The sequence below is a fragment of the Brachybacterium endophyticum genome, from assembly GCF_003130585.1.
Classification (GTDB): Bacteria; Actinomycetota; Actinomycetes; order Actinomycetales; family Dermabacteraceae; genus Brachybacterium; species Brachybacterium endophyticum.
Window position 1 is genome coordinate 84018 of record NZ_QFKX01000006.1, and the last position, 26097, is coordinate 110114.

Annotated in this window: 32 protein-coding genes and 1 other RNA gene; 19 read left to right on the forward strand and 14 right to left on the reverse strand. The window is 68.0% G+C overall.

Annotated features, from left to right (window positions below):
- Window positions 1–132 precede the first annotated feature (132 nt).
- From DEO23_RS15990 to DEO23_RS14165, 10 genes are all read right to left on the reverse strand, one after another.
- The gene (locus tag DEO23_RS15990) at window positions 133–546 is read right to left on the reverse strand and encodes a hypothetical protein (protein ID WP_133249890.1); all 414 of its coding nucleotides are present in this window, start codon (window positions 544–546) and stop codon (window positions 133–135) included.
- Entirely contained in the window at window positions 543–746 is a 204-nt protein-coding gene (locus DEO23_RS14135) for a hypothetical protein (protein WP_109276676.1), read from the reverse strand. The genes DEO23_RS15990 and DEO23_RS14135 overlap by 4 nt, the downstream gene beginning before the upstream one ends.
- Complete coding sequence (locus DEO23_RS16155) at window positions 743–910, reverse strand: hypothetical protein (protein WP_165831860.1); 168 nt, start codon at window positions 908–910, stop codon at window positions 743–745. The genes DEO23_RS14135 and DEO23_RS16155 overlap by 4 nt, the downstream gene beginning before the upstream one ends.
- On the reverse strand, window positions 907–1299 hold the full coding sequence (locus DEO23_RS14140) for a hypothetical protein (RefSeq protein WP_109276677.1): 393 nt from the start codon (window positions 1297–1299) through the stop codon (window positions 907–909). Before DEO23_RS14140 ends, DEO23_RS16155 begins: the two co-directional genes overlap by 4 nt.
- 77 nt (window positions 1300–1376) lie before the next feature.
- Window positions 1377–2024 carry a hypothetical protein gene (locus tag DEO23_RS14145; RefSeq protein ID WP_109276678.1) on the reverse strand — a complete coding sequence of 216 codons (648 nt, stop codon included), beginning with the start codon at window positions 2022–2024 and terminating at the stop codon, window positions 1377–1379.
- On the reverse strand, window positions 2021–2836 hold the full coding sequence (locus DEO23_RS14150; protein WP_109276679.1) for a hypothetical protein: 816 nt from the start codon (window positions 2834–2836) through the stop codon (window positions 2021–2023). Before DEO23_RS14150 ends, DEO23_RS14145 begins: the two co-directional genes overlap by 4 nt.
- Window positions 2836–3183, reverse strand: coding sequence for a hypothetical protein (locus DEO23_RS14155; RefSeq protein WP_109276680.1), 348 nt, complete (start codon window positions 3181–3183; stop codon window positions 2836–2838). The genes DEO23_RS14150 and DEO23_RS14155 overlap by 1 nt, the downstream gene beginning before the upstream one ends.
- On the reverse strand, window positions 3180–3320 hold the full coding sequence (locus tag DEO23_RS16160; protein WP_165831861.1) for a hypothetical protein: 141 nt from the start codon (window positions 3318–3320) through the stop codon (window positions 3180–3182). The genes DEO23_RS14155 and DEO23_RS16160 overlap by 4 nt, the downstream gene beginning before the upstream one ends.
- Window positions 3317–3556, reverse strand: coding sequence for a hypothetical protein (locus DEO23_RS14160; protein ID WP_109276681.1), 240 nt, complete (start codon window positions 3554–3556; stop codon window positions 3317–3319). The genes DEO23_RS16160 and DEO23_RS14160 overlap by 4 nt, the downstream gene beginning before the upstream one ends.
- Before the next feature lie 64 nt (window positions 3557–3620).
- Window positions 3621–3935 (reverse strand): helix-turn-helix transcriptional regulator, encoded by a 315-nt coding sequence (locus DEO23_RS14165; RefSeq protein ID WP_205678983.1) that lies wholly within the window; start codon window positions 3933–3935, stop codon window positions 3621–3623.
- A 217-nt stretch (window positions 3936–4152) separates the two neighbouring features.
- On the opposite strand from DEO23_RS14165, the gene DEO23_RS14170 reads away from it, so the two are divergent.
- From DEO23_RS14170 to DEO23_RS14190, 5 genes are read left to right on the forward strand one after another with little or no spacing between them, the layout of a single operon-like run.
- Window positions 4153–4977 carry a helix-turn-helix domain-containing protein gene (locus tag DEO23_RS14170; RefSeq protein WP_109276683.1) on the forward strand — a complete coding sequence of 275 codons (825 nt, stop codon included), beginning with the start codon at window positions 4153–4155 and terminating at the stop codon, window positions 4975–4977.
- Window positions 4977–5945, forward strand: a complete 969-nt coding sequence (locus tag DEO23_RS14175) for a hypothetical protein (RefSeq protein ID WP_109276684.1) — start codon at window positions 4977–4979, stop codon at window positions 5943–5945. Before DEO23_RS14170 ends, DEO23_RS14175 begins: the two co-directional genes overlap by 1 nt.
- The gene (locus DEO23_RS14180) at window positions 5923–6474 is read left to right on the forward strand and encodes a hypothetical protein (RefSeq protein ID WP_109276685.1); all 552 of its coding nucleotides are present in this window, start codon (window positions 5923–5925) and stop codon (window positions 6472–6474) included. Before DEO23_RS14175 ends, DEO23_RS14180 begins: the two co-directional genes overlap by 23 nt.
- Before the next feature lie 30 nt (window positions 6475–6504).
- A complete protein-coding gene (locus tag DEO23_RS14185) occupies window positions 6505–6888 on the forward strand; it encodes an ImmA/IrrE family metallo-endopeptidase (RefSeq protein ID WP_165831862.1) in 384 nt (127 codons plus the stop codon).
- Between the two features lie 3 nt (window positions 6889–6891).
- Window positions 6892–8355, forward strand: coding sequence for a recombinase family protein (locus tag DEO23_RS14190; protein ID WP_109276687.1), 1464 nt, complete (start codon window positions 6892–6894; stop codon window positions 8353–8355).
- Between the two features lie 46 nt (window positions 8356–8401).
- On the opposite strand, the gene DEO23_RS14195 is transcribed toward DEO23_RS14190, so the two are convergent.
- A complete protein-coding gene (locus DEO23_RS14195; protein ID WP_109276688.1) occupies window positions 8402–9484 on the reverse strand; it encodes an endonuclease domain-containing protein in 1083 nt (360 codons plus the stop codon).
- Window positions 9485–9754: 270 nt separating this feature from the next.
- Between DEO23_RS14195 and DEO23_RS14200 the strand changes: the two genes are divergently transcribed.
- Window positions 9755–10369, forward strand: coding sequence for a hypothetical protein (locus DEO23_RS14200; protein ID WP_133249891.1), 615 nt, complete (start codon window positions 9755–9757; stop codon window positions 10367–10369).
- A gap of 9 nt (window positions 10370–10378) precedes the next feature.
- Here DEO23_RS14200 and DEO23_RS14205 read toward each other — a convergent pair whose 3' ends face one another.
- Window positions 10379–10915: a hypothetical protein gene (locus tag DEO23_RS14205; RefSeq protein ID WP_133249892.1), complete on the reverse strand. Its 537-nt coding sequence runs from the start codon at window positions 10913–10915 to the stop codon at window positions 10379–10381.
- Window positions 10916–11107: 192 nt separating this feature from the next.
- On the opposite strand from DEO23_RS14205, the gene DEO23_RS15995 reads away from it, so the two are divergent.
- The 11 genes from DEO23_RS15995 (at window position 11108) to smpB (ending at window position 20934) form a co-directional block, all read left to right on the forward strand.
- Window positions 11108–12013 (forward strand): hypothetical protein, encoded by a 906-nt coding sequence (locus tag DEO23_RS15995; protein WP_133249893.1) that lies wholly within the window; start codon window positions 11108–11110, stop codon window positions 12011–12013.
- Between the two features lie 52 nt (window positions 12014–12065).
- A complete protein-coding gene (locus DEO23_RS14210) occupies window positions 12066–12437 on the forward strand; it encodes a Panacea domain-containing protein (RefSeq protein ID WP_165831863.1) in 372 nt (123 codons plus the stop codon).
- Window positions 12438–12579: 142 nt separating this feature from the next.
- Window positions 12580–12996 (forward strand): TadE/TadG family type IV pilus assembly protein, encoded by a 417-nt coding sequence (locus tag DEO23_RS14215; protein ID WP_240613424.1) that lies wholly within the window; start codon window positions 12580–12582, stop codon window positions 12994–12996.
- Window positions 12993–13511 (forward strand): hypothetical protein, encoded by a 519-nt coding sequence (locus tag DEO23_RS14220; protein WP_240613425.1) that lies wholly within the window; start codon window positions 12993–12995, stop codon window positions 13509–13511. Before DEO23_RS14215 ends, DEO23_RS14220 begins: the two co-directional genes overlap by 4 nt.
- On the forward strand, window positions 13511–14032 hold the full coding sequence (locus DEO23_RS14225; protein WP_109276692.1) for a pilus assembly protein TadG-related protein: 522 nt from the start codon (window positions 13511–13513) through the stop codon (window positions 14030–14032). The genes DEO23_RS14220 and DEO23_RS14225 overlap by 1 nt, the downstream gene beginning before the upstream one ends.
- Window positions 14033–14280: 248 nt before the next feature.
- Complete coding sequence (locus DEO23_RS14230) at window positions 14281–15447, forward strand: glycerate kinase (RefSeq protein ID WP_109276693.1); 1167 nt, start codon at window positions 14281–14283, stop codon at window positions 15445–15447.
- Window positions 15448–15588: 141 nt separating this feature from the next.
- The gene (gene prfB / locus DEO23_RS14235) at window positions 15589–16713 is read left to right on the forward strand and encodes a peptide chain release factor 2 (RefSeq protein ID WP_109276694.1); all 1125 of its coding nucleotides are present in this window, start codon (window positions 15589–15591) and stop codon (window positions 16711–16713) included.
- Window positions 16714–16874: 161 nt separating this feature from the next.
- Window positions 16875–17903 (forward strand): cell division ATP-binding protein FtsE, encoded by a 1029-nt coding sequence (gene ftsE, locus DEO23_RS14240; RefSeq protein ID WP_109276695.1) that lies wholly within the window; start codon window positions 16875–16877, stop codon window positions 17901–17903.
- On the forward strand, window positions 17900–18817 hold the full coding sequence (gene ftsX, locus DEO23_RS14245) for a permease-like cell division protein FtsX (RefSeq protein ID WP_109276696.1): 918 nt from the start codon (window positions 17900–17902) through the stop codon (window positions 18815–18817). Before ftsE ends, ftsX begins: the two co-directional genes overlap by 4 nt.
- A gap of 2 nt (window positions 18818–18819) precedes the next feature.
- On the forward strand, window positions 18820–20214 hold the full coding sequence (locus DEO23_RS14250; RefSeq protein ID WP_109276697.1) for a murein hydrolase activator EnvC family protein: 1395 nt from the start codon (window positions 18820–18822) through the stop codon (window positions 20212–20214).
- A gap of 213 nt (window positions 20215–20427) precedes the next feature.
- The gene (gene smpB, locus DEO23_RS14255; protein ID WP_109276698.1) at window positions 20428–20934 is read left to right on the forward strand and encodes an SsrA-binding protein SmpB; all 507 of its coding nucleotides are present in this window, start codon (window positions 20428–20430) and stop codon (window positions 20932–20934) included.
- Window positions 20935–20994: 60 nt separating this feature from the next.
- On the opposite strand, the gene DEO23_RS14260 is transcribed toward smpB, so the two are convergent.
- Window positions 20995–21564 (reverse strand): hypothetical protein, encoded by a 570-nt coding sequence (locus tag DEO23_RS14260; protein ID WP_205678985.1) that lies wholly within the window; start codon window positions 21562–21564, stop codon window positions 20995–20997.
- Between the two features lie 191 nt (window positions 21565–21755).
- On the opposite strand from DEO23_RS14260, the gene ssrA reads away from it, so the two are divergent.
- Window positions 21756–22126: a transfer-messenger RNA gene (gene ssrA, locus DEO23_RS14265) on the forward strand.
- A 105-nt stretch (window positions 22127–22231) separates the two neighbouring features.
- Here ssrA and DEO23_RS14270 read toward each other — a convergent pair.
- The gene (locus DEO23_RS14270; RefSeq protein ID WP_109276699.1) at window positions 22232–24280 is read right to left on the reverse strand and encodes a glycoside hydrolase family 3 protein; all 2049 of its coding nucleotides are present in this window, start codon (window positions 24278–24280) and stop codon (window positions 22232–22234) included.
- A 246-nt stretch (window positions 24281–24526) separates the two neighbouring features.
- Here DEO23_RS14270 and DEO23_RS14275 point away from each other — a divergent pair, with 246 nt between their 5' ends.
- Window positions 24527–26002: a SulP family inorganic anion transporter gene (locus DEO23_RS14275; protein ID WP_109276700.1), complete on the forward strand. Its 1476-nt coding sequence runs from the start codon at window positions 24527–24529 to the stop codon at window positions 26000–26002.
- Window positions 26003–26097 lie beyond the last annotated feature (95 nt).

A 26097-nucleotide genomic window follows, 5' to 3' on the forward strand; every position in this document is an offset into this window, starting at 1 on the left:
GCTCGGTCAGCGAAGCGGCGTGGATGCAGTGCGCGTGCAGCCCGTCGTGGTCCTCCGGGAGGGAGCACGAACAGGAGTCGGCCAGCTTCGACGGGCAGCGTTGGTCAGGTGCTGGCCTGCAGGGGCATGCGGTCATGCGGCTGTCCTTGCCCTGTCGCGGGCCCGACGGACTCGGGCGATCTGGGTGCGGAGCCGGATGATCTCGTCGAGCCGTGCTTCGGTCTCGGTGGAACCGACCGCCTCGAGAGCCTTTCCCCGGGTGATTAGGGACCGGTCGAGGATCTCGAGGTCGTCACCACGGGCGAGATTCCCGTGGAGCGTTTCCCGCTCCTCGTGGCGCATGCGGGCGTAGGCGGCGTTGGCGCGGCGGCAGAGCTCGCACCGGCATTTGTGGCGCACGTACCGGGCGCGAGTGCCATGCTCCGGTGGTGTCTGCGCGCCGCGCTTCTCAGCGTCCGGATGCTGCTCGCGGTACCGGCGGCGAGCCTTCGTGTTCCATTGGCGTCGGCATTCGGGGCAGGTACAGCCGGAGGCGTGGTTGGTCATCGGGATGCCGCTCGCGTGATGGCCTCAGTGGTCTCGCCCTGCGCGTCAGCGATGCTCTCCGGGAGGAACGGGCCGTGCTCCTTGCCCGTTGACGTCGCGGTCGCGTGGACGGGATCCGAACAGACGTCGGAGGAGTCTTCGCTATTGTCGAGGTAGTCGAAGTGGTCCGCGGAGGTACCGGAGGGGCTCGTGTGGATCATGGGGTGTCCTTGGTGCAGTTGGGGCAGTAGGTGCCGATCTCGGAGGCGTTGGTGGGGTCGGCGCCCGCGTATGCGTAGATGGGGAAGCGGCATTCGTGATGGCAGCTGTCGCACCAGCGGGCCGTGCCGACGACGTGATGCAGGAGGACTCTGCGGCGAGTCATGCGGTGCGCCTCAGAGGGACAACGCCGCCTGCGGCAGGCATCTCCGACACGTCCGCTATGAGCGAGAGCCGACTGTCGCGCCGGGTCGGGAAGCGGCGGGTCTCGCCCTTGGGGTCGAGGCCGAGATCTCGCAAGAGCTGGCGGGCACCGAAGCGTGGCCCGACCTTCCCGTCGAGGGGGAAGCCGTTCGGGTCATCGGCGGTGCATGCGACCAGGCGGATCAGGCAGTCGTCTGCGTCCCACTCCACGTAGCAGTGAGCGGGGGAGCCGATCGCCTCCCACGCTTCGGTGTTGAGGCTGATCGTGTGGGCCTTGCTGATTGTGATGCTCGGGCCGCCGGACGCGCGGCCTCGTTTGGCCTTGTTCTTCTTCATCTTCACGAAAGCCATGAGGGTCTCCTTTCGATAGGCAGGGTCAGTGCCCCGGCGCGGGGACGATCCGCGCTGCGCCATCCGGGGCGGCCGTTTCAGGCGGCGAGGTTCTGGCGGAGGATGCCGATCACGTCGGCGTCCATCTGCAGCTGCGTCGCGATGGTCTGGTCGTCCAGTCCCAGCTGGATCAGCTGCTTCGCCTTCTCCTGCGGACCGGGCCCCTGCTGTGTCGAATCGGTCGATGGCGCTGCCGATTGGGGAGTCGAGTCCGTGGAGGCCGGCTGGGCGGGCGCTGCAGCCTGTTCCACGAGGTTCGACAGGCCCGCCGTGCCAGCGGTCACCTCGTACTGGAACAGCTTCGGCGGGTTGAACCGCGGGTTCTTCCGCTCTCCATCGCCGACATAGGTCGCGGTGAACTGATCACCGGGGCGGGGGTTGCGGCCCAGCTGCTTGGCGGCCTGCCGGAACGCCTTGAGCTGGTCGCCCCAACCCTTGATGTAGACGTTGCGGTGGCCGTCGTCATCGGGGCTCGTGGTCTCGCTGGTGGCGATGGTGACGACGATCTGCTCCTGGGGGCGGCCGTCGTCCCAGAACGCGGGCTTACCGGTGTCGTAGTCGTTGACCTGTCGGATGGCGACGTCGACGATTTCGCCGGTGTACAGGTCACCGGGGGCTTCGAACTTCGCGGTGGCGCCGCCGCCGGCGAGGATCTGGTCGAGGGAGGAGAGGTCGTTCATGGTCATGCTGCCTTCCTGGTCATGTGACGGGTGTTGGTCAGGCCCAGCTCGGTGGCGAGCCGGGACGGTTGGGTGGCCCAGTCCGGGTAGCGGCGGCAGGAGAAACAGCCGTCGGCGCGGGGCTGGCTGGTGATCCACTCGTCGCGCGCGGCCTCGGAGATGGACGCGAGGGTGGTGACGTTCGCGTGGACACGGTTCGCCCGCTCGAGGGCCTCGAGGGCGACGGTCCGGTCGTAGGGCTCCTCGAAGATGACGGCCTGCGTGAGAGAGACGGCGTTCCTCGGGAGGTGCGCGATCATCACGCGCTCCGGCGTGTGGCCGGCGTTCTCGTAGCCACGGCCGTACAGATGGACCTGAGTGCGATAGACGGGCTTCGGTGCGGCCTTAGCGGTGCGGAGGGTCTCCGCGCCGACGATCTTGAAGTCGACGACGGTGCCGGTGGCGGTGTCGTAGAGGTCGCAGGTGCCGGAGATGTGGTGAGGACCGATGGAGCCGACCTCGACGCGATGCTCTGGACGCCAACGAGCTCGGCGCCCAGCGGCGAGCGACTGTCGATTGTCGGCCTCGAAGAACTCGGCGAGCGCGGCGTGGACGGCGGTCCCGATCATCGGCAGCCAGGCCGTGTCGCGCTGGGTCTCTTCCCAGCCGGCGACCTTCGCGGCGAGGCAATGGGTGCAGTCCGTGCCGATCTCGGAGGGTCCGATGAGCTTCTGCATCGACCGGGGCTGCCGGCGGATGCTGTTCTCGATCAGCGTGAGCATGTCCGTGCGGGTGTCCGCGGTCTCGTTGTGGCCGAGGAGCTGCTCGAGGGTGGTCATCAGGAGATCCGGACGGTTGGGGAGCCGAGGGTGGTGTAGGGCTCGCGGTTGTTCTCGGCGACGGTCTTCTTGAAGGCGTCGGTGTCGACGGCACGCTTGTAGATCTCTGGGTGTTGGGCGACGGGGTAGGCGGCTTCGATCTTCTTCGCGTCGAGGCGGCGGGCGCGGGTGACCGAGATCTTGTAGGGGCCGGCTTGGGTGGTGCCTTCTCCGGCGAGTGCAGCAATTTTCTCGTCGTACTCCTTGCGGAGGGTGTCGAGGTTCTTGGTCTCCTCGGCGATCTTGGCGCGGTGCATGGCGAGCTCCTCGAGTTCGCTGACCTGCTCGTCGGGGGTCGGGTTGGTCATCGTGTGGGTCCCTTCTTGCGGGCGTGGCGTTGGTGGAGTTCGAGGAGGGCGGTGTGGGCGATGAAGCCGATGAAGGTGGCGAGGCCGATCGTGATCAGGACGGCACCGCCGATGACGTCGTAGCCGTAGGGGTTCATGCCGCGTGGCCCCAGGCGTGCGCGCGGCGGGCGCGAATCTTGTCCTCGAGGACGTGGATCGGTGGGCCGGTGGGGGTGTGGGCAGCGCGGGCGGCGTCTTCGACGCTCGTGCCGTCGAGGCCGAGCATTTGCCGGTAGGCGCGGGAGAAGGCGACGCCGGTGCCGAGTGGCATGTCCATGCGGGTGCGGGCGTTGATGCCGGCCTGGATCTGGTCGCGGACGGTAGGCTGAGTCATGAGAGTTCCCTTCGGGGTTCGTGCGCCTCCACACCTGGCCGTGTGGGGGCGCTTCTTGTTGTGGTCAGGCGGCTGTCTTGACACGACGCTGTGGCTCCGGGGTGCCCACCCGTGCTCTGGGGGAGTCCACTCGAGTCACGAAAATGTCGTCGACGTCGAGATGGAGGTAGTGCGCGATGCGCAGGGCTGGGTCCGTGTTGAGGGTTTTGGCCTCGCCGGTGATGAGTCGCCGCATGTAGCTGTGCGACTTCCAGCCTGCTGCGCGTGCGAGCTCGCGTTGGGAGACGTTGAGCTTGTCCATGCGGCGGATGAGCTTGTCGCGGTTGATGAGCTCCATCCAGATCGCTCCGATAGTTGGGGGTGCGGTGACGAGATGCACTGTACTTCCTTCGAGTCCAGGTGTCCACTGATGGAGCACATGATGCACCCCGTAGTGTCCACATGCAAGCGACAAGTTCTGACCTGCGGTTTACGGCGTGTCCTGCTGTGACGCGCGCACGTCTGGTCAATCTGCGAAACTCTTAGTGTCCACTTGGGGGCGCGTGCCGGTGCCCGCCCTGGTGGCGTTTCGTCATCCGACCGCAGAGGATTCCGCCGTGAACGCATTGCACCCGCTCGGCCAGTTGATCCAGTCCGTCGAGGACTCGAGAGGCTGGACGCTGCGCGAGATCGCGCGGCGCATCGATGAGCGGACAGGGCGGACGATTTCTCACGCCTACGTGGCGCGGCTGAAGAAAAAGCCAATCAGCTCGATCACGTACGAGACGATCCATGCCCTCGCAGTCGGGCTCGATGTTCCGGAGCGCCTCGTGGGTGCTGCGGCTCTCGAGACGATGGGCGTTCGCGACCTCGACCAGCCAGAGGCCGGCGCCGCCGTCGCTATCGCCCGGGACTCCGACCTCTCCACACGCGACCGCAGGATCCTCCTCGCGGCAGTACGGGAGATGCAGGATGCCACCGACCACCAACAGCCGACGCCAGACGACACCGACACTCGCGTGGCGGATCCGCCTCAGCCAGATGGCTCAACAAGCGAGGTGCCGTTCGGCAAGATGCCGATCGACCCGACCCTGCCGCAGACGGGTAAGCACTCCTGGACGCCCGACATGCCGACCAACGAGCTTCTCCCGCTTGTCTTCGATCTGGTCGAGGAGCGCGAGCACGCTGATCTTCGGGTGCTACGCGAGCAGGCGGCCGGGCAGCTTGACGAGCTGCTGCGGCACCTTGCTGAGAGGCGGGCGTCCGCCGGCCCGGCAGACACAGGCATAGGACTGAACGTGCAGGACCGACCTCGGTCCGACAGTGGTGCCTCGCGCCCGTGGGAGCAGCCCGACTTCGACGTCGCCGCGAAGCGAGGCAGGAACCGCGGCCGCGAGGCCCGCGAGCAGCAGAACCGCGACGCTGAGGGGGATGATTTGTGATGGCCACGCCGATTCGAAAGAAGCACGCCAGGTTCTTTCGCGCGTATGTGCTCGACAGCGGCACCCGTGTCGACATCGATCAGGTTGACTGGCAGCAGGTGCTCAAGGACATCTCGGAGCTCGAGACCCCCAGCCGAACCAACGCTGAAGGGCTCCGGTTCGAGGCTTTCGAGCATGACCACAGGTACATGCTTGGCATGCACAAGCCGTTGGACCCGGACTTCCTGAGCAAGGAGGACCCCGCAACCGGGTCGATCGTAGATGCGATGAACGCCGAAGCAGCGGACGAGGGAGCGAGGGAGGCCGAACGCTGGTTCCGCTCTACTGGCGTGGTGTTCTTCGAGGTGGGGAATGCTTTCGCCCTCACTCAGGGCAGCGTTGGAGCCGTCAAGCAAGGTGCAGTGCGAGGCTTCCTCGAGATGTTTCAGCCGCTCGGAGCAGGTAAGCACTGGGGAGTGGAACCGCTGATCGACGACAGCCAGCTGGACGAGTTCAGGGGCGTCAACCGCGCGAAGGCCTTCGAGACAACGATCGACTCCACCCGGATGCTGTTCGATGCCAATGGCGAGCCGGTGGTCGACGCCGCGGGCCCTGCGATGCTGTCCGACAAGTTTGCTGCCTCCATCGGTGGTGACGTCAGGATCTCGATGAAGATCGAGCTCCTGAGCCAGTCCCAGGGCATCAAGACCCAGCGCAGCTTCTACGACTCGATCCGTCACGACGTGGCGCGGTTCATTGCTCCGGCGGCTCGAAGCAAGGTCACAACCATCAACGACGACGGCACGCACGAAGTGCTCGAGCTCGCAGCCCATGACCTCGCCTCCACGTTCGAGGTCGACCCGAGCGAGTCCGAGGTGGTGCAGTTCTCCACGTTGATGGCCCGGCTGTCAGATGTCCGAGCTGAGATGGAGAGTAGGGTGAACGCCATCATCGAAGGAGCGGGCGATGACGAAGCCGGACGACCCTAGACCGACACTCATGGACAGGATCACTTCCCGTCCGATCTATGACCAGGCGCCAGCGATTGTCGCAGCTGCTGCATGGGCGTTCTGGGGTGTCGGGGCGTTGGGCCTAGACGATCCAGCGCTCAGTAGCCAGCGGGCCGCGATCTACACGTCCCTGGGAACGCTCAGCGCGCTAGTGCTGGCCTCGGCCACTTTCGTGTGCACGATGACGTACCAGTCGACGAACATGCTGATGAACGCGGCATTCAAGAAGTTCCGTCCGGAGATCCGACGTAACTGGTTATCGATCCTGGCCACGGCCCTAGTGGCGGCCGCCGTGTCAGTTTCGTTGCTAGCGACCGACTCGCTCAGTCCCCGATGGTCACTCGTCGTGGGAGGCTACATCCTCGCGATCATCCTGATCAGAGGCCTCCGCGCTCTCTACTGGTTGAACTACAGCCTCTTCGGTGACGAGCTTGACGGCGCCCGCCGCAAGAAGGTCGAACTCGAGGGTGTTCCACTACTAAAGGACAAGTCAGACGCTACTCGCTGAGATGTCGCCGTGTCCGGTTACCGTCCGGTCATGCTTGAACCTCGGATCCTCGACGCGGCGTTGCCCGAGGGCCTGCTGGGCTACACCGACGGCGCCACCACGATCTGGCTCGACGAACAGCTGACCGCGGTTGACCGCCGCGTCGTCCTCGACCACGAGCTTGTCCATTACGTCCGTGGGCACGAAGGACACTGCCTCGCAGTGGTGGAGAACGGCATCGACCGACAGGTCGCGTGCGGCCTCATCCGCGTCGACGAGCTCGGCGAGGCGGCCGCATGGTCCCCGTACCCGGCCGAGATCGCTGAAGAACTCGACGTCATGCCCGAGACCGTCGTCGACCGCCTCCACACCCTCACCGACTGTGAACGCGCTGCCCTCACCGAGCGACTGCGCGACGCTCACTGGAAACACTGACCAATGGAGGGAGTCGCCGTCGTGGTGTCGAAGCGTGCCGTGATCTACATGCGGCAGTCCACGTACCGGGAAGAGTCCATCAGCCTCGAGCTGCAGGAGGCCGCCTGCCGGCAGTACGCCCGCGCGCAGGGGTACGAAGTCGTCGCGGTCGAGGCAGACCCGGGAATCTCGGGGCGGACATTCGACCGGCCCGCTGTGCGCCGCGTTATGGGCATGGTCGAAGAGAAGCGCGTTGACGTGATCATCCTGTGGAAGTGGTCGCGACTGTCGCGTTCGAGGAAGGACTGGGCGGTCGCCGCCGACACCGTCGAGCAGGCCGGTGGCGCGATCGAGTCAGCAACCGAAGCGATCGACACGTCCACCTCCACGGGCCGCCTCGCCCGCGGCGTCATGGTCGAGTTCGCCGCCTTCGAGTCCGAGCGCATCGGCGACGGCTGGCGCGAAGCCCACGCCCGCCGCCTCGCCGCCGGCCGACCAGCCAACGGGAAGGCCCGCTTCGGCTACCAGTACGACCGCGACCAGAAGCTCCACATGCCAGATCCGATCACCGGGCCGATCCTCGCCGACGCGTACCGCCGCTACCTCTCCGGAGAGTCGGTCTACTCCCTCACACAGTGGATCCGATCCACGGGCGCGGAGCCCGCCGCTGGGTACGGGTCTGTCATGGCGGCGCCCTGGCACTCGCGGACGCTGCGCCGCGTCCTTGACTCCGGGTTCGGTGCAGGGAAGCTGCTTGTGAAGGGCGAGTACCTCGACGGGGCGCACGAGCCGGTGATCACCCCGGGGGAGTGGACCCGGTACCGGAGACGCCGGGAGGAGCGGGCGGCGCGGCCGCGTGGCGAGCGGTCCGAGTACCTGCTGTCAGGGCTGATCCGGTGCGGGGTGTGCGGTGGCCGGATGCAGTACTCGAAGCGACCAGCCCGGGAGTCCGGGCCGCAGATTCGATGCCGCGAAAGCGTCGAGGGTCGCGCACACGGACAGGGCATCACCCTTGCTGTCCACGCGGAGCGGGCCGTGGAGACATGGGTAGGAGAGGCCGCCGCCGAACTCGAGGGCACCGTCGATCTAGATGTGCCGCAGACTGTCCAGGATCCAACGGGGGTGCTCGAGCGGGAGTTGGAGAAGACCTATGATGCGATGGGGCGTCTAGCGATGAGGCTCGCCGAGGAAAAGATCAGCGAGGAAGCTCATTCGCGCGCAGCAGCGACGTTCGAGTCTCGTCTGTGCCAGCTCCAGGGCGACCTCGAGGCAGCGAGGGAGCGAGCCGCGGCGCCGCCTCCGCTCGAGCGTGACGTCATCCGGCTCGCTGAGGACTGGCTACTGCTCGATGTTCCCGCACGTCGAGAGGAGCTCACGCTGCTCCTCGAGGACATCACGGTCACGCCGGGCGGCAGGTATGGGAAGGTCCGCGTTGAGGTGCATCCGCGGGTGCGGGAGCCACGATCGTTCGAGTACGTGTCACGCTGATGACGGCGGCCATCCCGGTAGGGACACCAACCGAGTAATAGTGCTCTCATTGGACGGCTCGGTCGTCGGAGAGAGGCCGACAATCCAGGTATGACAGCGCGCCTCGCAGACGCTCGGGAGAGTCCTGCAGTAGCCCTACGCCCTTGTTGCAATGCGGGCAGAGCAGCCCACGGATGCACCGCCGACACGACTTCAGCCCGGGGTGGCAGCTGTGATCATGGTCGATCTCCAGGTTCGCGTTCGGCTCCACGCAGATCGCGCACTTGCCGCCCTGCTGCTCGCGAAGTGCAGCGAACTCGTCGGCGCTCATCATGTGCGAGATCAGCCAGCGATCCTGCTCGCTGTACCAGGCATCCGGCGAGGCTGAGAGGGGACGTGCGGGGCTCTCCACGTAGCTGAGTGCTGCTGCTGTGATCTCCCGGCTGTCTCGGAGCTGGCCCAGCGCGGTGTTGCATCGGTTGCACAGGAATCCTCGGATGCACTTCCCGCACGAGCGCCTGCCGGGGCAGCAGCCGTGATCGTGGTCTACGTAGACGTCTCGGCCGTCCTCGGCGAAAGGGGTCGCGCAGATCGCGCAGGCGCCGCCCTGTGAGCTGAGGATCTGCGCGTACGACTCATGGTCGAGGTTGAACAGCCAGACTCGGCGCTGCGCCTTGAGTCTCGCCGGATCTTGAGTCGCACGCCAATCCTTGTACTTACCTGCTCCGCAGCTCTTGCATGTCCCGTGGTGGAGCTGCTGACCATGCGTGGAGATCCGGCTCTTGGGGAACTCGGAGAGAGGCATCTCCAGCCCGCACACCCTGCAGATCTTGGTCTCTTTCGGGCGCCAGGTGCTCCAGTCGTACGGCGCAGGTACGTGCTTCGCCCGCTTGATCGATGCATTGCATGCTTTGCACTTCGTGCCGTATTTGGTTTCGCCCGTGACGAAGGTTCCGACGGGAGAGAACTCGGAAACGTCCTTCACCTCGGAGCAGTTGTTGCAGCGCTTGCGCGTCGACCCGGCGGCGGTGCGACGTGGGCGGACGGCTCGCCCAGTCGCCGCCTCTCGCCTCACGCGGCAACCTCGGCAGATCGCGAACTGCAGCGGCGTGAGCGGGTCGTCCTCGACGATGTACTCGCTGCGATCCATCGGTGCGCCGCAGTCCCGACACGGTCTCATCGCGATGCGCTTCCATCCTGCGCGTCTCGATGGCTATCCGCCCACCTTCCGGTCAGCAGGCTATGGACGCCCTCGACGTTCAGGAGAGAGCCAACGGAGACCGACGTCTTGGTCATGTGCCACATGATGCCCGGTGGTGATCGAGAATCGTACTCGATCGCGAGATTCTGGCCCTCGGCCACGGCAGACGTATCCGCTCGGATCGTCCGCAGCGCGCATCGCACCGCATAGTCTCGGCCCGTGAACCCCGCGCACGTGCTCGACCTACTCCTCACCCCGGGTGTGCTCACCCCGCTCGCGTCCATCGCGGGCGTGATCGTGACGGCATTCCTCGCCGTCCGCGCGACGAAACAGCAATCAAGAGACCTCACGCGCCAGCTCAATCACCAGACCGAGCAGGCAAGCGCAGACCGTCATCGGGGCCATGAGGCCCAGCTGCGGGGCGAGAGGCTTGAGGTCTACCGTCGCTACCTTGAGGTGAGCGATCGGGTGGCCCTGACTTTTCGCCCCGTCGTGTCGGGCACCTGGCAGCGTAGATCCGATGAGGCCGAGGCAGCCGATCGCGATGAGTGGCACGTGCGCACCGAGGTAGAACTGCTCGCCTCGCACAAGGTTGCGTCCGCCGCCCGCGACCTGCACTCGTCGCAGCAAGAGCGCCGCAAGGAATGGGCCCGCCGGTGGAGTCCACAAGGTCAGCGAGACGTCACGACCGAGGATGATCCGGCCCTGACGATGTGGGGCACCGCATTGGACCCCCTGGTCCAGGGAGTCTCTTTCCTGACCCACCTCATGCGCCAGGAAATGACGGCGGGCGTCGAGGAACCGCCAACGCAGCCCGGCAAAGACCCCGAGTAAGAATGGCGCTCATCGGCCCCGTGGTCGTCCGATCTCCGCTCGGCTGAGCCCATGCGGCATGCTCTCCTGCACCGCTGCGCGAGCCTGCTGCGGGAACCGCAACGACGGGCGCCCCGCGACCCGCTCAGCGAGCCCAGACGCCCGTACCCGGCCTCTCGGCACCGTCACCATGCCGCCGCCCGGCTCGGGTTGATCCATCAGATCAGAGATCACCATGCCCACGGCCGCGACGATGTCGTCGTGTGTGCCCGGCGGGTTCTGCAGCTTCACCGTGCCCGGCCCTGTCTCGACCATGCGCGTGCTCACGAACTCTGAGCGCACCTCCTCGTCATCTGGCAGCGATAGTGCCTGGTCCCGCAGCGCGACGAACACCGGGCGCGCGAGGCGGTTCGCCCCGGCTGAGCTGAACACGAACTCCTCCGTGCGGATGCCCGACCGCGCCAGGTTCCCCGTCAGCTGCTCGGCCTGCATCCGGTCGAACCGCAGCCTCGCGCAGTACGCCTTGCACATGCGCAGCACGGCCGCCTCCACCTTGGCGAGATCCACACGGCCGTCGCGGTCCTCGGGCCGCCAGTAGAGCACTCGGTCGACGACTACGCGCCGCCCCTCCTCGGCGCGCTCCGAGCCGGCAGTACTTTGCACGCCACGCCGCCAGCGTCGCGGCGAAGCGAAAGGCTTCGGTTAGAGTGCGCTGGAGCGAGGTGTCTGAGCCCGCTACTGCCAACCGAGGAGGGCGACTTGAGGGAGGCATCGCGGTTGGGTGCTGCGCTCGACTGGCTAGCTCTCGGCGGATCACGACTGAGGCTCGCGGCGACCGTTTCGATGGGTTGGACCGCCTTGGCAGGCACGGCATCGGCAATACTCGGCCCCTTAGACGGCCCGGTCTGGCTACGCATAACTGTGCCGCTCACCTCAGTTGCAAGTGCGTTAACTGCATGGATTCTGAAAAACGCCGACAGGCACCGAGTGCAGCACGTGGCCGAAAACGACACTGAAATGCTTATTCGATCTCTCGGTAAGATCCTCAAGGGCGTAGGGGCAGCGTCACGGTCGGATCCGCATTCGATTGTAGCGACTGAATATGTTCAACACGTGGCAAGTGAACTCCGCGAGCGGCTTGAACCTAAAGGGCTCGATGACATGGTGCGGGTGTGCGTATACAAGCGTGACCAGGCCAACACGAAGGAGCCTTCGGACGGGCCTCTCACCGAGGAGCCCCTCGCAAGCGCCACAACCTTCAACCTCTACGCGTGCGACATGGGAGGTAGGGAGGATCCACCTCGGCCCACTTTCGTCGACAATGAGGCCCCAGGATCGAAGTTCATGCCGGAACTTTTCTCCCGAGGTCGCTACGTCGCGAAGGAGCGTAGCGATTTTATTCACGAAACGAGATACGAAACTGGGGAGCCGCCAGCGTACGGATCTTTCGTGAACTGGGCTCTCTTCGACAAGGATTTAGAGTGTCAGGCCATGGTTACTTGCGATTCTCGCGATGAGTATTATTTCGACAAGCGTCGCGAACGTCTGATTCGCACGTACGCAGTATTGATGAACCTCGCGCTCGAAGGCGTGGCGCAGACCTCGTCTGTCGACGAGCCGAGTACTCTGGCAAAAGAGAGCAGGAAGGGTAGTTCTGATGACTAGCGCGAGTGACGTTGCGAAGTACCTCCTCCAGTCCCACGGGCCCATGTCGACCATGAAGCTGCAGAAGCTCGTGTTCTACGCCCAGGCGTACAAGCTGGCGTGGCTGGGTCGACCGATCTTTACCGAGCATGTCCGGGCCTGGACTCACGGCCCCGTTGTCTACGAGCTCTGGCAGCAGCATGCGGGCGAGACGGTTGCTGAGGCGGATGATATCGAGGCCGATGGCCGCGTTGCTCTCGACGCCAACGACCTAGAGGTCATCGAAGCGGTATGGGATGGACTCGGCAGCCTTTCCGGGTGGGAGCTGCGGAATCGGACGCACGACGAAGACCCGTGGAAGGATGCGTTCGACCCGCAGGAACCGCGCCACAACCGCATCATCTCCCACGAGTCGATGTCGAGCTTCTACTCCGTGAAGCCCTGACTTTGCGTGCCCCGATAGAGCCGCGACGAGTTGTCGTCGCCCTCTGGGCCGTCGCCTCGGATCAGATCGTCCAGATCTTCAACAACGCCATGGAGCCCTTCCTGAACCGCAAGCTCTGACATCACGAACTCCGTCCGGTGACGTGCGACGGCACTCGACCCAGCTGACCGCCCGCACGGCACGTCAGCGGCTGCGGGACGACGCGGGGTCGGCGGTCGTCGAGTTCCCCCTCGTGGCGGTCCTGATCATCCTGATCGCACTGACGCTCATCCAATGCGCGCTCGTGGTCCACACCCGCAACACGCTCACGGACGCCGCGGTCCAGGCGGCCCACACGGCCTCGCTCGAGGGCAATGAGCCCGAGGACGGCGCGACGCGGGGCGCCCAGCTCGTCCACGACCGGTTCGGTGAGGACTACGCGGTCGAGGTCGACGCCGACGAGAAGGGCGAGGGCGTGGTCCGCGTGCGGATCACCGCGACCTTCCCGTTGATCGGCCTGATCGGACCGAGCGGGACGCTTCACGTCGACGGGCACGCGATCGACGAGGAGACATGGTGAGCGCCCCCGTCGCGTCGAATCTGCGGAGTCGGCTGCCCCTGCGCAGGCGACTCGCCACGAGCCTGGGCCGGGACGACGGCAACGCCCTCGTCGAGTTCGTCGCGCTCGCCGTGATCCTGCTGATCCCGTCGCTGTATCTCGTCCTCACCCTGGGGTCCGTCCAGGGCGCCGTGTTCGCCGCCGACGTGATCGCTCGTGACGCAGCCCGTATCCATGCGACCGATCCCGATGCGGGACGTGCGAAGGATCGTGCCGACGCGATGACCCGCATGACCCTGGAGGATCACGGCATCACCTCGCAGGACGCCGTCACCATCAGCTGCAGCAAGCATCCGTGCGCGACGCACGGAGGCGAGGTCACGGCGGAGGTCTCGGTCAGTGTGCCCATCCCCGGACTGGGGCCGATGCTCGGCCAGGACGGTCCGGTCCACATCGGTGCGGAGCACGTCGTCGAGGTCGACCAGTTCCGCGCCCCCGGCGACCTGCGCGACGAGTCCTCGGGGGGCGACCTCTGATGCGCCGCTCCCACACTCCGTCGCGCAACCGTCTGCGCAGCGCGAAGCTCCGTTCCCTGCCCGGGAGCACGGTCCGTACCCTACGTCGCGCGCTCGCCGCCGATCACGGCACGATGACCGTGCTGACCACCGGGGTCCTCGTCGTCGTCCTGATGGTCATCGGCGTCGGCACCGCGATCACGGGGGTGCAGCTGGAACGCAACCGTCTGCAGAACGCGGCCGACGGAGCCGCTCTCGCCGCGTCCCAGGCCTACGGCGAGGAGAACATCTACGGCGAGGACGACAGCTCGGGCCTGCGGCCGGGGGATGTCCGGGACGCGGCCGAGGACTACCTCGCCTCCTACCCGCCCGGCTCGCCCCGCACCAGGGACCTTCATGTCGAGGAGGCTCGCGTCGAGGAGGACGGCACGGTCGTGGTCCGTCTCGCGGCGCTCACCGATCCACCGTTGATCGGGTGGGTGACGAGGACGGACCTCGTGACCATCCCGTTGGACGTGGGCGGGAGTGCGCGCTCGCGCTGAGACGGGCGACGTCGACGGGGACGGCGCGGGGGAGCCGGCGCCATCGTCCTGCTCTGCGTGGCACGTCCCCGATCCCGGTCACCCTCGCGACAGCTCCGTGCTCGCCGGGATCGGTTCGTGAGCCCTGCACCGTCGAACTGTGACCGAACTGGCCGCGCGGGACCGGACCTCGCCGCGCCCATCACGCCCGATGCGATAGCTTCGAGACCCGCCAGGGGAGATGCCCCGCCGCACAGGAGCCGCCAGAGATGTCGACCCAGCAGGCCCAGCCGACCCGCCCGGGTCCGCGCACCGTCCTGATCGCCCCCGACAAGTTCAAGGGATCCCTCAGCGCCGCCGAGGTCGCCGCGGCGATCGCCCGCGGGATCGCCTCCGAGGATCCCGACGTGTCGACCGAACTGCTGCCGATCGCCGACGGGGGCGACGGCACCGTCGAGGCGGCGCTCGCCGCCGGCTTCACCGCGCACACGGCGCAGGTGACCGGGCCGACCGGGGAGAAGATCGCCGCATGCTGGGCACAGCGGGGCGAGGACGCGGTCCTCGAGCTCGCCGAGACCTCCGGCCTGCGACGCCTGCCCGGCGGCGAGCTCGATCACTCCCGGGCGAGCACGCGCGGCCTCGGCGAGCTGATCGTCGCCGCCCGCGACGCAGGTGCCACGCGCCTGCTGATCGGACTGGGCGGCAGCTCCTCGACCGACGGCGGCGCCGGCCTGCTCGCCGCACTGGGTGCGCGCCTTCTCGACGAGGACGACCGTCCGATCCCGGATGGGCACGATGGCCTGGAGCGGCTCTCCTCGGCCGATCTCGCTCCCGCTCTCGCGACCATCGAGGGACTCCACCTGCAGGCAGCCTGCGACGTCACCAGCCCGCTGCTCGGTCCTGAGGGGGCGGCCGCCGTGTTCGGCCCGCAGAAGGGCCTGGACCCCGGCGCGATCCCGGCCGCCGACCGCGCGCTGCGCCACGTCGCCGACCACCTGGATCCGGATGCGTGCCTGCGCGAACGCCCCGGAGCGGGAGCGGCCGGAGGGGCCGGGTTCGCGCTCTACGCGCTCGGGGCGGACTTCGCCTCCGGGGCCGACGCAGTCCTCGGACTCCTCGACTTCGATGGCCGACTCGAGTCCGCGAACCTCGTGGTCACGGGCGAGGGGAAGCTCGATGAGCAGACCCTCACCGGCAAGGGTCCCGCCGAGGTCGCACGCCGAGCGACGGCGCACGGGATCCCGGTCCTCGCCGTCGCCGGCGCCGTCGACATCGACGCCGAGCAGCTCGCCGCGGCCGGGATCGGGAGGGCCCTGGACCTCGTCTCCCGCGCCCACGACGTGAAGGACGCGATCGAGCGCGCCGAGGAGCTGCTGATCGACGCCGGCCGCGAGATCGGTCGTTCGATCCGAGAGGGCACGATCACGGCGCGGTGAACGGGGGAGAGGGCCGACCTCGACCCCGGCCCTGTGCGCGAGCCAGCGTGCGGGCACGGGCCGGACCGTCGGCCGCGCGGTGATGCATCCGATCCCGCCGCTCGTTCGCCGTGCAGGCGCTCTCCCGTAGACTCGCCTCTCGTGGCCACCATCGACTTCACCGAAGAGATCCAGAACCTGCGCACGACCCTGGGGTCGATCGAGAAGGTGACGGATCTGGACGCCCTCAAGGCGAAGATCGCTGATCTCGAGCAGCAGGCATCCGCCCCTGACCTCTGGGACGACGTCGAGAACGCCCAGAAGGTCTCGGCCGCGCTCTCCCACTCCCAGAGCGAGCTGCGCCGCATCGACGACCTCTCCTCGCGCATCGACGACCTCGAGGTGATGGTCGAGCTCGCCGCCGAGGAGGACGACGAGGAGACCGCGCAGGAGGCCGAGAGGGAGCTGTCCTCGATCCACCGCACCCTCGACGAGCTCGAGGTGCGCACGCTGCTCTCGGGCGAGTACGACGAGCGCAACGCCGTGGTGACCATCCGCGCGGGCGCCGGCGGCGTCGACGCCGCGGACTTCGCCGAGATGCTGCTGCGCATGTACCTGCGCTGGGCCGAGCGCCACGAGTACGCGACCAAGGTCATGGACACCTCCTACGCCGAGGAGGCCGGACTGAAGTCCGTCACCTTCGAGGTCTCCGCCCCCTACGCCTACGGCAACCTCTCGGTCGAGGGCGGCACCCACCGCCTGGTGCGCATCAGCCCCTTCGACAACCAGGGTCGGCGCCAGACCTCCTTCGCCGCCGTCGAGGTGATCCCGCTGATCGAGTCGACCGACTCCGTCGAGATCCCCGACAACGACCTCAAGATCGACGTCTTCCGCTCCTCGGGCCCCGGCGGTCAGAGCGTGAACACGACCGACTCCGCCGTGCGCATGACCCACCTGCCCACCGGCACCGTGGTCTCGATGCAGGACGAGAAGTCGCAGATCCAGAACCGCGCGGCCGCGCTGCGCGTCATGCAGTCCCGCCTGCTGCTGCTGAAGAAGGCCGAGGAGGCCGCCGAGCGCAAGGAGCTCGCGGGCGACGTCAAGGCCAGCTGGGGCGACCAGATGCGCTCCTACGTGCTGAACCCGTACCAGATGGTCAAGGACCTGCGCACCGAGCATCAGGAGGGCAACCCCTCCGCCGTGTTCGACGGTGAGATCGACGAGCTCATCGAGGCCGGCATCCGCTGGCGCGTGGGCCAGCAGAAGGCCGAGGCCGCGGAGGCCTGATCCGCGAGCGGGGCCTTCTCGCCCCGCACCGGGCGCTCTCCGGGTGAGCGACCGGAGGACTTGACCACGGTTTTACCCGGGGCCCGCGCGTGGGCGTGCGGGAATCGGTGACGACGGACCCTAGCCTGGCGTGGTCATCCTTTCCCGAACGGCAGGCCCCCGTGATCCGCTTCGACGACGTCTCCAAGACGTACCTGCGTGGACAGTCCCCCGCACTGCAGGACATCGACCTCGAGTTCGCGCGCGGGGAGTTCGCCTTCCTCGTCGGCGCGTCCGGCTCCGGCAAGTCCTCGCTGATGCGCCTCGTGCTCAAGGAGGCAACGCCCACCCGCGGCAGCGTCTACGTCGCCGGCAAGGACCTCTCGCGGATCCCCTCCTGGCGGGTGCCCTCCCTGCGCCGCGAGATCGGCATGGTGTTCCAGGACTTCCGTCTGCTGCCCTCGAAGACCGCCTACCAGAACATCGAGTTCGCCCTCGCGGTGATCGGCACGCCCCGCAAGGTCGTGCGGCGTCTGGTCCCCGAGATGCTCGAGATGGTGGGCCTGGAGGACAAGGGCCGCCGCATGCCCCATGAGCTCTCCGGCGGCGAGCAGCAGCGCGTGGCGATCGCCCGCGCCTACGTGAACCGTCCCTCGATCCTGCTGGCCGACGAGCCCACCGGCAACCTCGACCCCGCCACCGCCGAGGGCATCCTCGAGCTGCTCGCCCAGATCAACGAGCGCGGCACCACCGTGGTCATGGCCACCCACGACCGCGCCGCCGTGGACCGCATGCAGCGCCGCGTCGTCGAACTCGTCGACGGCCGCGTGGTGCGCGACGAGGCCGAGGGCAGCTACGAGTCCAGGACCCCCGCGAGCGTCATCTCGGGCAACGTCGAGGACGGCGAGGACCTGCCCGAGGACACGGGCCGCCACACCCACGCCGGCACGGCAGCTCGGGACTCGGACGTCCGGAGGTCCGGCAGCGCCGCGCACGCCGAGCAGGGCAGCGAGGGCTCCGGCGGCAGCGTCGCAGCGACCGCGGACCCTGCCGGCAGCGGATCCTCGCGGAGCACGGACCCGGCCGCCACCGACGTCATCGAGGAGGACCTGGTGCCGCCGCGCCGCCCCCACGACCTGCTGGACGAGGCCGAGGAGGCCTTCGCCGAGGACTACCCCGAGGACTCCGAGCGTGAGGAGGGCACCCGATGAGGGGGCGCTACATCGCCTCCGAGATCCTCTCCGGACTGTGGCGGAACATCGCCATGGTGATCTCGGTCGTCATCGTCACCGCGGTCTCCCTGACCTTCGTGGGCGCCGGCCTGCTGATGCAGAAGCAGATCTTCGACATGAAGGCGACCCTGGTCCAGGAATCCCAGGTCACCATCTTCATGTGCTCCCCGCACTCCACGGCCTCGAGCTGCGCCGGGGGCGCCGCGACCGACGCCCAGATCCAGTCCGTGCACGATGCGCTGGACGGGGAGGTGCTCGCCCCCTACGTCGACGACTACTCGGTGCGGAACCAGGACGAGGCGCTGAAGGTCTACCAGGACCAGTTCGCCGGCCAGGGATTCGTCTCCGACTTCTCGGCCAAGGACATGCCGGTCTCCTTCCACATCACGCTCAAGGACTCCTCGAAGTCCTCGGCGGTGGTCGACTTCTTCCAGGGCCGTGACGGCGTCGACGAGGTCACGGACCTGCTCAGCGCCTACGCCCCCTTCATCGACGTGCTCAACCAGACCACCGTGTTCGCGGTGGGCCTGGCCGCCCTGATGCTGATCGCCGCGGTGCTGCTGGTGGCCACCACGATCCGGATGTCGATCGCGAACCGTCGGCGCGAGATCGCGATCATGCGCCTGGTGGGCGCCTCGAACGTCTTCATCCGCACGCCCTTCATGCTCGAGGGCGGGGTGGCCGGGATCCTCGGCGCCCTGATCGCCGGCGGGCTGTTGTGGGCGGGCACCCACTTCCTGGTCGAAGGATGGCTCGCGCCGACGCTGGGCGGTGGGATGATCACCGTGGGCAGCGCCGATCTGCTGTGGATCGCGCCGCTGCTGGTGCTGGTCGGCGCCGTGCTCTCGATCGCCTCGTCCATCGTCTCGCTGAACCGCTACCTGAAGGTGTGACCATGACGCCACGCGACCACCGTCGGTCCGCCCTCGCCGCGCCGAGCGTCCGCGTGGCAGGCGCCCCGTCGCGCCACCTGCACCTGGTCGTGCTCATGGTGCTCGCCCTCGCGCTCGTCGCCACCCAGGTGATGGTCGTGCCGCTGACCTCTGCGAGTGCCGACGGCGACCGCCAGAAGAAGGAGCAGGAGAAGGCGAGCGTCGACGAGCAGCTCGACGACCTGCGCATCGAGCTCAGCGACGTCAACTCCGACCTCGCCGACACCTATCTCGCCCTCACCGAGACCGAGCTGAGGATCCCCGAGCTCCAGGACACGCTCCAGAAGGCCAAGGACGAGCTCTCCGACGCCGAGGACGAGGACCGTGAGATCGGCGGGCGGCTGGACGACGCGCAGGACGAGGAGGCCGAGCTCTCCGGCGAGGTCGACAGCGGCAAGCAGGAGGTCGACTCCTCGAACGAGCAGCTCGACGAGGTCGCCCTGGCCGCCTACAAGGGCGGCGGCATCCCCGACCCCACGAGCGTGTACGTCGGCGCCGCGGATCCCCAGAACGCCGTGGACCGCTCGATGAACTTCCAGCTCACCATGCAGGCCCAGGGGACCCGGCTGGACCAGCTGGAGACCGATCAGTCGGTCACCGAGAACGCCGCCGATCGCCTGGACGCCGTGCGCGACGAGATCGACGACCTCAAGGACCAGTCCGAGAAGGCGGTCGACCGCAAGCAGACGGCGAAGAAGAAGGCCCAGGACGCCAAGGACGATCTCGACGACCTCTACGCCACCCAGAAGAGCCAGGCCGCCGACCTGAAGGACAAGAAGGCGAAGTACGAGGACGACCAGTCAGGTCTCGAGGACCGCAGCTCCGCCCTGGACTCGGAGATCTCCGATCTGATCAAGCAGGAGGAGGAGGCCGAGCGGGCCCGCAAGGCCGCGGCCGCCAAGAAGAAGAGCTCGGGCTCGGACTCCTCGGGCGGCGCCTCGATCTCCTCGCCCGTGTCGAAGTCCGGCTGGATGGCACCCTCCACCGCGCGTCGTTCCTCGCCCTTCGGGTGGCGCGTCCACCCCGTCTACCACACCCGCAAGCTGCACGCGGGGATGGACTTCGCCGCCTCCTGCGGGACCCCGGCGAAGGCGACCAAGGACGGCACCGTGCTGGGGACCACATCGAACCATTCGGCGGGCAACAAGGTGATCCTCGGCCACGGCAGGGCGAACGGCCACGTGGTGACCAGCTCGTACCACCACCTCGAGCGCTTCGCGGTCTCCGCCGGGCAGCACGTCAAGAAGGGCCAGACCGTCGGCTACGTCGGCACCACCGGCTCCTCGACCGGCTGCCACCTGCACTTCGAGATCCACGAGGACGGCACCGCGGTCAACCCGGTCAACTACGTCGGCTGATCCGGCTGATCCGGCCGGCCCGGGTGATGCGGCCGGCCCGCGGGGTCGTCCGAGTCCGTCATGGGGGAGCGGAACCCCACCGGCCGCGCGCGGCTGTGCCGCGAGCGAAAAGACATCGCGACCCGCGAGAGGCGGCCGATAGACTGGGGCGCCGCACCTGCGGGTGCACGACCAAGAGTGAACCAGACCGGACGAGACGTGAGGAGGGGCGCCATGGCCGCCACCAAGCCGGCGAAGAAGAAACAGCAGCAGGGCGACGGCCCGAAGAAGACCCTCATCGCCTCGAACAAGAAGGCCCGGCACGATTACCACATCGACGACACGTTCGAGGCAGGCATCGTCCTGACGGGCACCGAGGTGAAGTCGCTGCGGGACCGCGGAGCCTCCCTGATCGACGGCTTCTGCTACATCGAGGGCGGCCAGATGTGGATGGAGGGAGTGCACATCGCGCCCTACGTCAAGGGCACCTGGACGAACCACGCCGCCCGTCGCAAGCGCAAGCTGCTGCTGCACCGCGCGGAGATCGACAAGCTCGCCGGGAAGATCCGCGAGAAGGGCTTCACGATCGTGCCGCTGGAGATGTACTTCCTGGGGTCGCACGCGAAGGTCGTCATCGCCCTGGCGCGCGGCAAGAAGGACTGGGACAAGCGCCAGGCCCTGCGCGAGAAGCAGGATCTGCGCGAGGCCCAGAAGGCCATGCGCCGCCGCGAACTGGTCTGATCGACCGGGCTCGGTCACCCTCGCCCGGCGGTCTCTTCCCTCACGCCAAGATCCCCCTGGTCAGCCCGCCATCTCCCGCTCGAGGCGTCCCACCGACTCGCGGCTGGAGAGCACCTGGCCCTCGGGCGCTCCGAGTCGCTCCCTGATCGCCAGGGCACGCCGCGCGTCCTCCAGGGCCGAGGTCCGCAGGCGCTCGGCCAGGCGGGGTCTGTCGGCCGCCGCGGCGACCACCGCGTTCTCGAAGCGGCTCGCCGCCCGCTGCTGCAGGACCGAGGCCAGGGCGAGGATCGAGCTGGCAGAGGTCGGGTCGTCCGACAGTCCGGTCTCCTCGGCGGCCAGCGCGAACTCCTCGTCGGCTTCCTCGAAGCGTCCCTGCCACTGCAGGACCTGGGCCAGACGAGTGCGGCGGACCGCCCGCGACACCGGGTGCAGGGAGGGGTCGGCGAGCAGCCTGCGACCCAGATCCTCGGCCTCCTCGAGGCGATCCAGCACCCGCAGGTGGGCGACCGTGCGAGGGTCCTCCGGGTTCGCCGCGCACCAGCGGGCCAGGGCCTCGGGGCGGTCGACGCTCTCCCGCAGGGTGGCCGGGTCGGTCGTGAAGGTCATCCCCTCGAACTCGTAGCTCGTCACCGGCCCACCGTACGACCGGGCCCCGGTGCTGCGCCGTTCACCGTGGGCTGAGCGATAAGCGCTGGCCACCCGATGGACACCCGCGTAGACTGGTCGCAGATCGCGGGGAAGCCCGCGTGAGTGGATTGATTCGTGAATAGCAGCCACAGTGCTTCGGCGACCTCGTCGCCGACTTCACGCGACCCACGCTCGGGGACGATCGGTTTCGACGGTAGTTGTCCAGCGAGGGGAAGCGGGCCGAGGATCCCAGGTCATCTCGTCAACGCTCCTGGGAAACCAATAAGTGCCGAACCTAAGCGCACTGACTTCGCTCTCGCTGCCTGATCAGCGATAGCAGTCTGGAACCCCGGGCGTGCTCCTGACCCGGATCGTTCCATCATCAAAGGAGCCACTGCTGCCGGCCCTCGTCATCGGGGTCGGGTGAACACCTCAGAGTGACTGAGTCCGTCGACGACGTGTCCGTGGGATCGTCGGGACTGAGAAAACGCCAACACGGACTGCGCCCGGAGAAGCCCTCGCTTCGCACTATCGGACGCGGGTTCGATTCCCGCCGTCTCCACCCTTGGAAGGCCCCCTCACCTGCACGGACACGTGCGGGGGAGGGGGCCTTCGTCATGTCCGGAGCACCTCAGCGCCACCGGGTTGGGTGCCGAGGATCAGAGCGGGATCACAGGTACCGCAGGCCGAACCCGCTGCTCCAGCGTCCGCCCTCGGAGTCCACGTACACGTACGGGCGCCCGTCCATGTGCTGCTCCTTGGCGAAGCCCGGGACGTCGTTGGGCGAGGCGCAGATCCCGTTCTCGTCGACCGCGATCGCCTCGGCCGAGATCGGGAAGGTCAGGGGCAGTCGCCCGGTCGGCGCGAACTCTCCGAGCACCGCGTCGAGGACGGTCTCCGGTCGCGTGTCGAAACCGATCAGGAACGCGTCGGCAAGGGGCTCGAGGGTTCCCGGCAGCCACGACATCACCGCATTGAGGCCGACCACCAGCGTCTCCACGTTCTGCCGGATCTCGCGGATCTTGTCGAGGGCAACGTGCGAGTGCTCGTCGATCGTCAGATCCAGGAGCCCCGTGGAGCGGAAGTAGTCTCCGGTCGAGGGGTTCGGCAGGAGGATCGCGACGTCGGCGTCGTGGAAGTCGGTGGTGAAGGAGGCCGCGGGATGGTCGGCGCGGATGCTCGCGCGCAGCGCGTCGAGCCTCGCGACGGTCAGGTCCTTCTCGAACAGCTCGACGTAGACCCGCTTACCCTGCAGCGCTTGCGGGGTCAGGGGCAGCACGGGCGAGCCCGCGCGCACAGGGTTCTTCACCAGGACCACCGAGCGACGATGCGCCTCGAGAGCCGCGGCGCGGGCGCGGGCGTTGTCCACGACCTCGTCGGCGTGCGCGGGATCCACGTACGGGTTCTCGAACAGTCCCAGGGTGAAGAGCTCCACGAGCAGGCCATGAGCGGCCTCGTCGAGGCGGGCGGGCGAGAACAGGCCCTTCGTGAAGGCCTCACGGATCGAGTGCACGTCGTTGGTGTCGGCGATGATGTCGGTCCCCGCGGCGATCGCGGCACCGGCGCGCTCGGGCACGGAGAGCCCCTCGACGCCCCAGGCCATCTTGTTCAGGATCCCGGAATCGGAGTTGATGTAGCCGGTGTGGCCCATCGAGCGCAGCAGGGCGAGGATCTCGTGGTTGAACGCGAAGCCCACCGGCTCGAACTCGGTGAGCCGGCCCTGCGGGGCCGCGGACTTCTCCTTCGAGGGGATCGCGTAATAGGGCATGACGCTCGAGGTGCCGGCGTCGATCGCCGCCTGGAAGGGCGGCAGGTGGTAGGTCTCGAGCGACCCCGGGGTCGGGTAGACGTTGAACTTGCCCTCGGCGTAGTGGGGGTCGAAGCCGTTCTCCCGGGCGCCGCCGCCGGGGAAGTGCTTGGTGGTCAGCGCCACGCCGTCCGCGCACAGGCCGCGCTCGCCCTGGAAGCCGCGGATCACCGCGTCGATCGCCGCGGCGTTGAACTCGGGGTCCTCGCCGAAGGTGCCGTTGCTGCGGAACCAGCGCGGGTCGGTCACCGTGTCGGCCATGTACATGTAGCCCTTGCGCAGCCCCGAGGCCACCCACTCCTCGCGGGAGAGCTCGGCGAAGCGGCGGACCAGGTCCGCGTCGCCGCCGGCGGCGAGACCCAGGGTGCCCGGCCACTGCGCGAAGTCCTTGTCCTCGGGCGTGGCGCCCATCCTGAACCCGCCGGTCTCGTTCTTCGAGTTCGCGGCGACGATGACGGGGATGCCCCAACGCGTGCTCTCGGCGACCTCCTGCATGGCGTTGATCCAGGTCGCGATGCGTGAGCCGGTGGGTGTCTCGCGCATGATGAAGTGCCGCATGTGCATCTCGGTGATCTGCTGCGTGGTGCCCTCGTAGGGGTCGCCCGCCGTGTTGTGCGGGTCCAGCTTGATCGCGTGGTACTGCTCGTCGAGAGCGCCATCATGACTGGTGAGCTCCGGATCGTGCTGGGAGATGCCCATCGAGCGGGAGTTGATGACCATCAGGCCGATCTTCTCCTCCGGGCTCATCCGTGACACGAGGTCGGCGGCGCGCTCGGCGGGGGAGAGGCGCCAGTCCTCGAAGGCGGAGAGCTCCCCGTCGCCGTCGAGGTCGCGGAACCGCAGACCGTCGACCTCGAGGATGGGCTTCACGCGCGAGCTCAGAGGGGCCTGGTGATGAGAGGTGTCGGGCACCTGCACTCCTTCGTGGCGAGACGATGATCCCGGCCGCGAGGCCGGTGACGAGACGGTATCGCCGCAGCCGCGATCCGGGCCTCCTCTTGCCGTGCGTTGCGCCTCGAGCGGTGCGCGCCGTGAGGCGGTCCCTGCTCCGCTCCCGTTCCCCGTCCCGGCCCCTGACCGGGCGGCGGGCGTGGAGTTCGTCCCGAAGAGCCGTCGAGCCGGGAGCCCACCTGCGCCGGCTGAGGGATACTCGCGCTCATGCCCTCCTCCGCTCCTGCAGCGACCCGGCCGCACTCCGTGCTCGCCGCGTTGCGCGATCCTCGCCTGCTCACGGTCGAGGTGTTGGGCGGTCTGGTCACCGCCTTCGCCCTGATCCCCGAGTCCCTGAGCTTCGCGATCGTCGCCGGTCTCGACCCGCGCATGGGCCTGTACGCCGCCTTCACGATGGCCTGCGCGACGGCTGTCCTCGGCGGGCGTCCCGCGATGGTCTCCGGCGCGGCGGGATCGATCGCGCTGGTGATCTTCCCCGTCGCCCGCGACCACGGCGTGGACTACCTGATCGCGACCGTGATCCTGGGCGGCTTGCTGCAGCTGCTGCTGGGCGGCCTCGGCGTCGCCCGGTTGATGCGGTTCATCCCCCGCTCGGTCATGGTCGGGTTCGTCGACGCCCTCGCCATCCTCATCTTCTCCGCCCAGCTCCCGCAGCTGATCGGCGTCCCCTGGCTGGTCTACCCGCTGGTCGCGGCCGGCGTCGTCGTCATCGTGCTGTTCCCGCGGTTGACCCGGCGCATCCCCGGCCCACTGGTGACGATCCTGCTGATCACCCTCGCCGTCGTGAGCCTCGGGGCCGACGTCCCGACCGTCGGGGACCAGGGCGAACTGCCCCACAGCCTCCCCGTGCCGGGCCTCCCGCACGTGCCGATCGCCTGGCACACCCTGCAGGTCATCGCCCCCTACGCGATCGCCATGGCCCTGGTCGGACTGATGGAGTCGCTGCTGACGGCCACCCTCGTGGACGACCTCACCCGCACCCGCGGTTCCTGCACCCGCGAAGCACTCGGCCAGGGCGCGGCGAACGTGATCACCGGGATCTTCGGAGGCATGGGCGGCTGCGCGATGATCGGTCAGACCATCGTCAACGTGAAGCAGGCGGGCGCGCGCACACGTCTCTCCGCGTTCCTCGCCGGCGTCTTTCTGATCACCCTCTCGGTCGCCCTCGGTGACACCGTCGGCCGCATCCCGATGGCCGCCCTGGTCGCCGTGATGCTCGTGGTCGCGGCGACGACCTTCGACTGGCACTCGCTGCGCTCGCTGGGGGTCATGCCGCGCAGCGAGACCCTCGTGCTGCTGACGACGGTGCTGGCCACCGTGTTCACCCGCAACCTCGCCGTGGGCGTGATCCTCGGGGTCGTGGTCGCCGCCCTCGCGTTCACCCGCCGCATCGCCCACATGACCCAGGTGGTGCAGGACCCCGATCACCCAGGGCTCTACCGTGTGCGCGGGCAGCTCTTCTTCGCCTCCAGCAACGACCTCGTCGAGCAGTTCGACTACGCCGGCGGCCCCGAGCACGTCACCGTCGACCTCAGCGGCGCGACCGTGTGGGACGCCTCCACCGTCGCCGCGCTCGACGGCGTGCGCGAGCAGTACCGTCGCGCCGGACGCACCGTCGAGTTCACCGGCCTGGATCGGATCTCGGAGCACTACGTCGAACGCCTGGCGGGGCGGCTCGGCTGAGTCGACGGGCCGGGACGCGGCACCCGGCCGGCCGGACATCCCGTGCCACGCCCTTCCCGCGCTCTGCCCCTCCGCATGGTGACAACCCGCGGCAA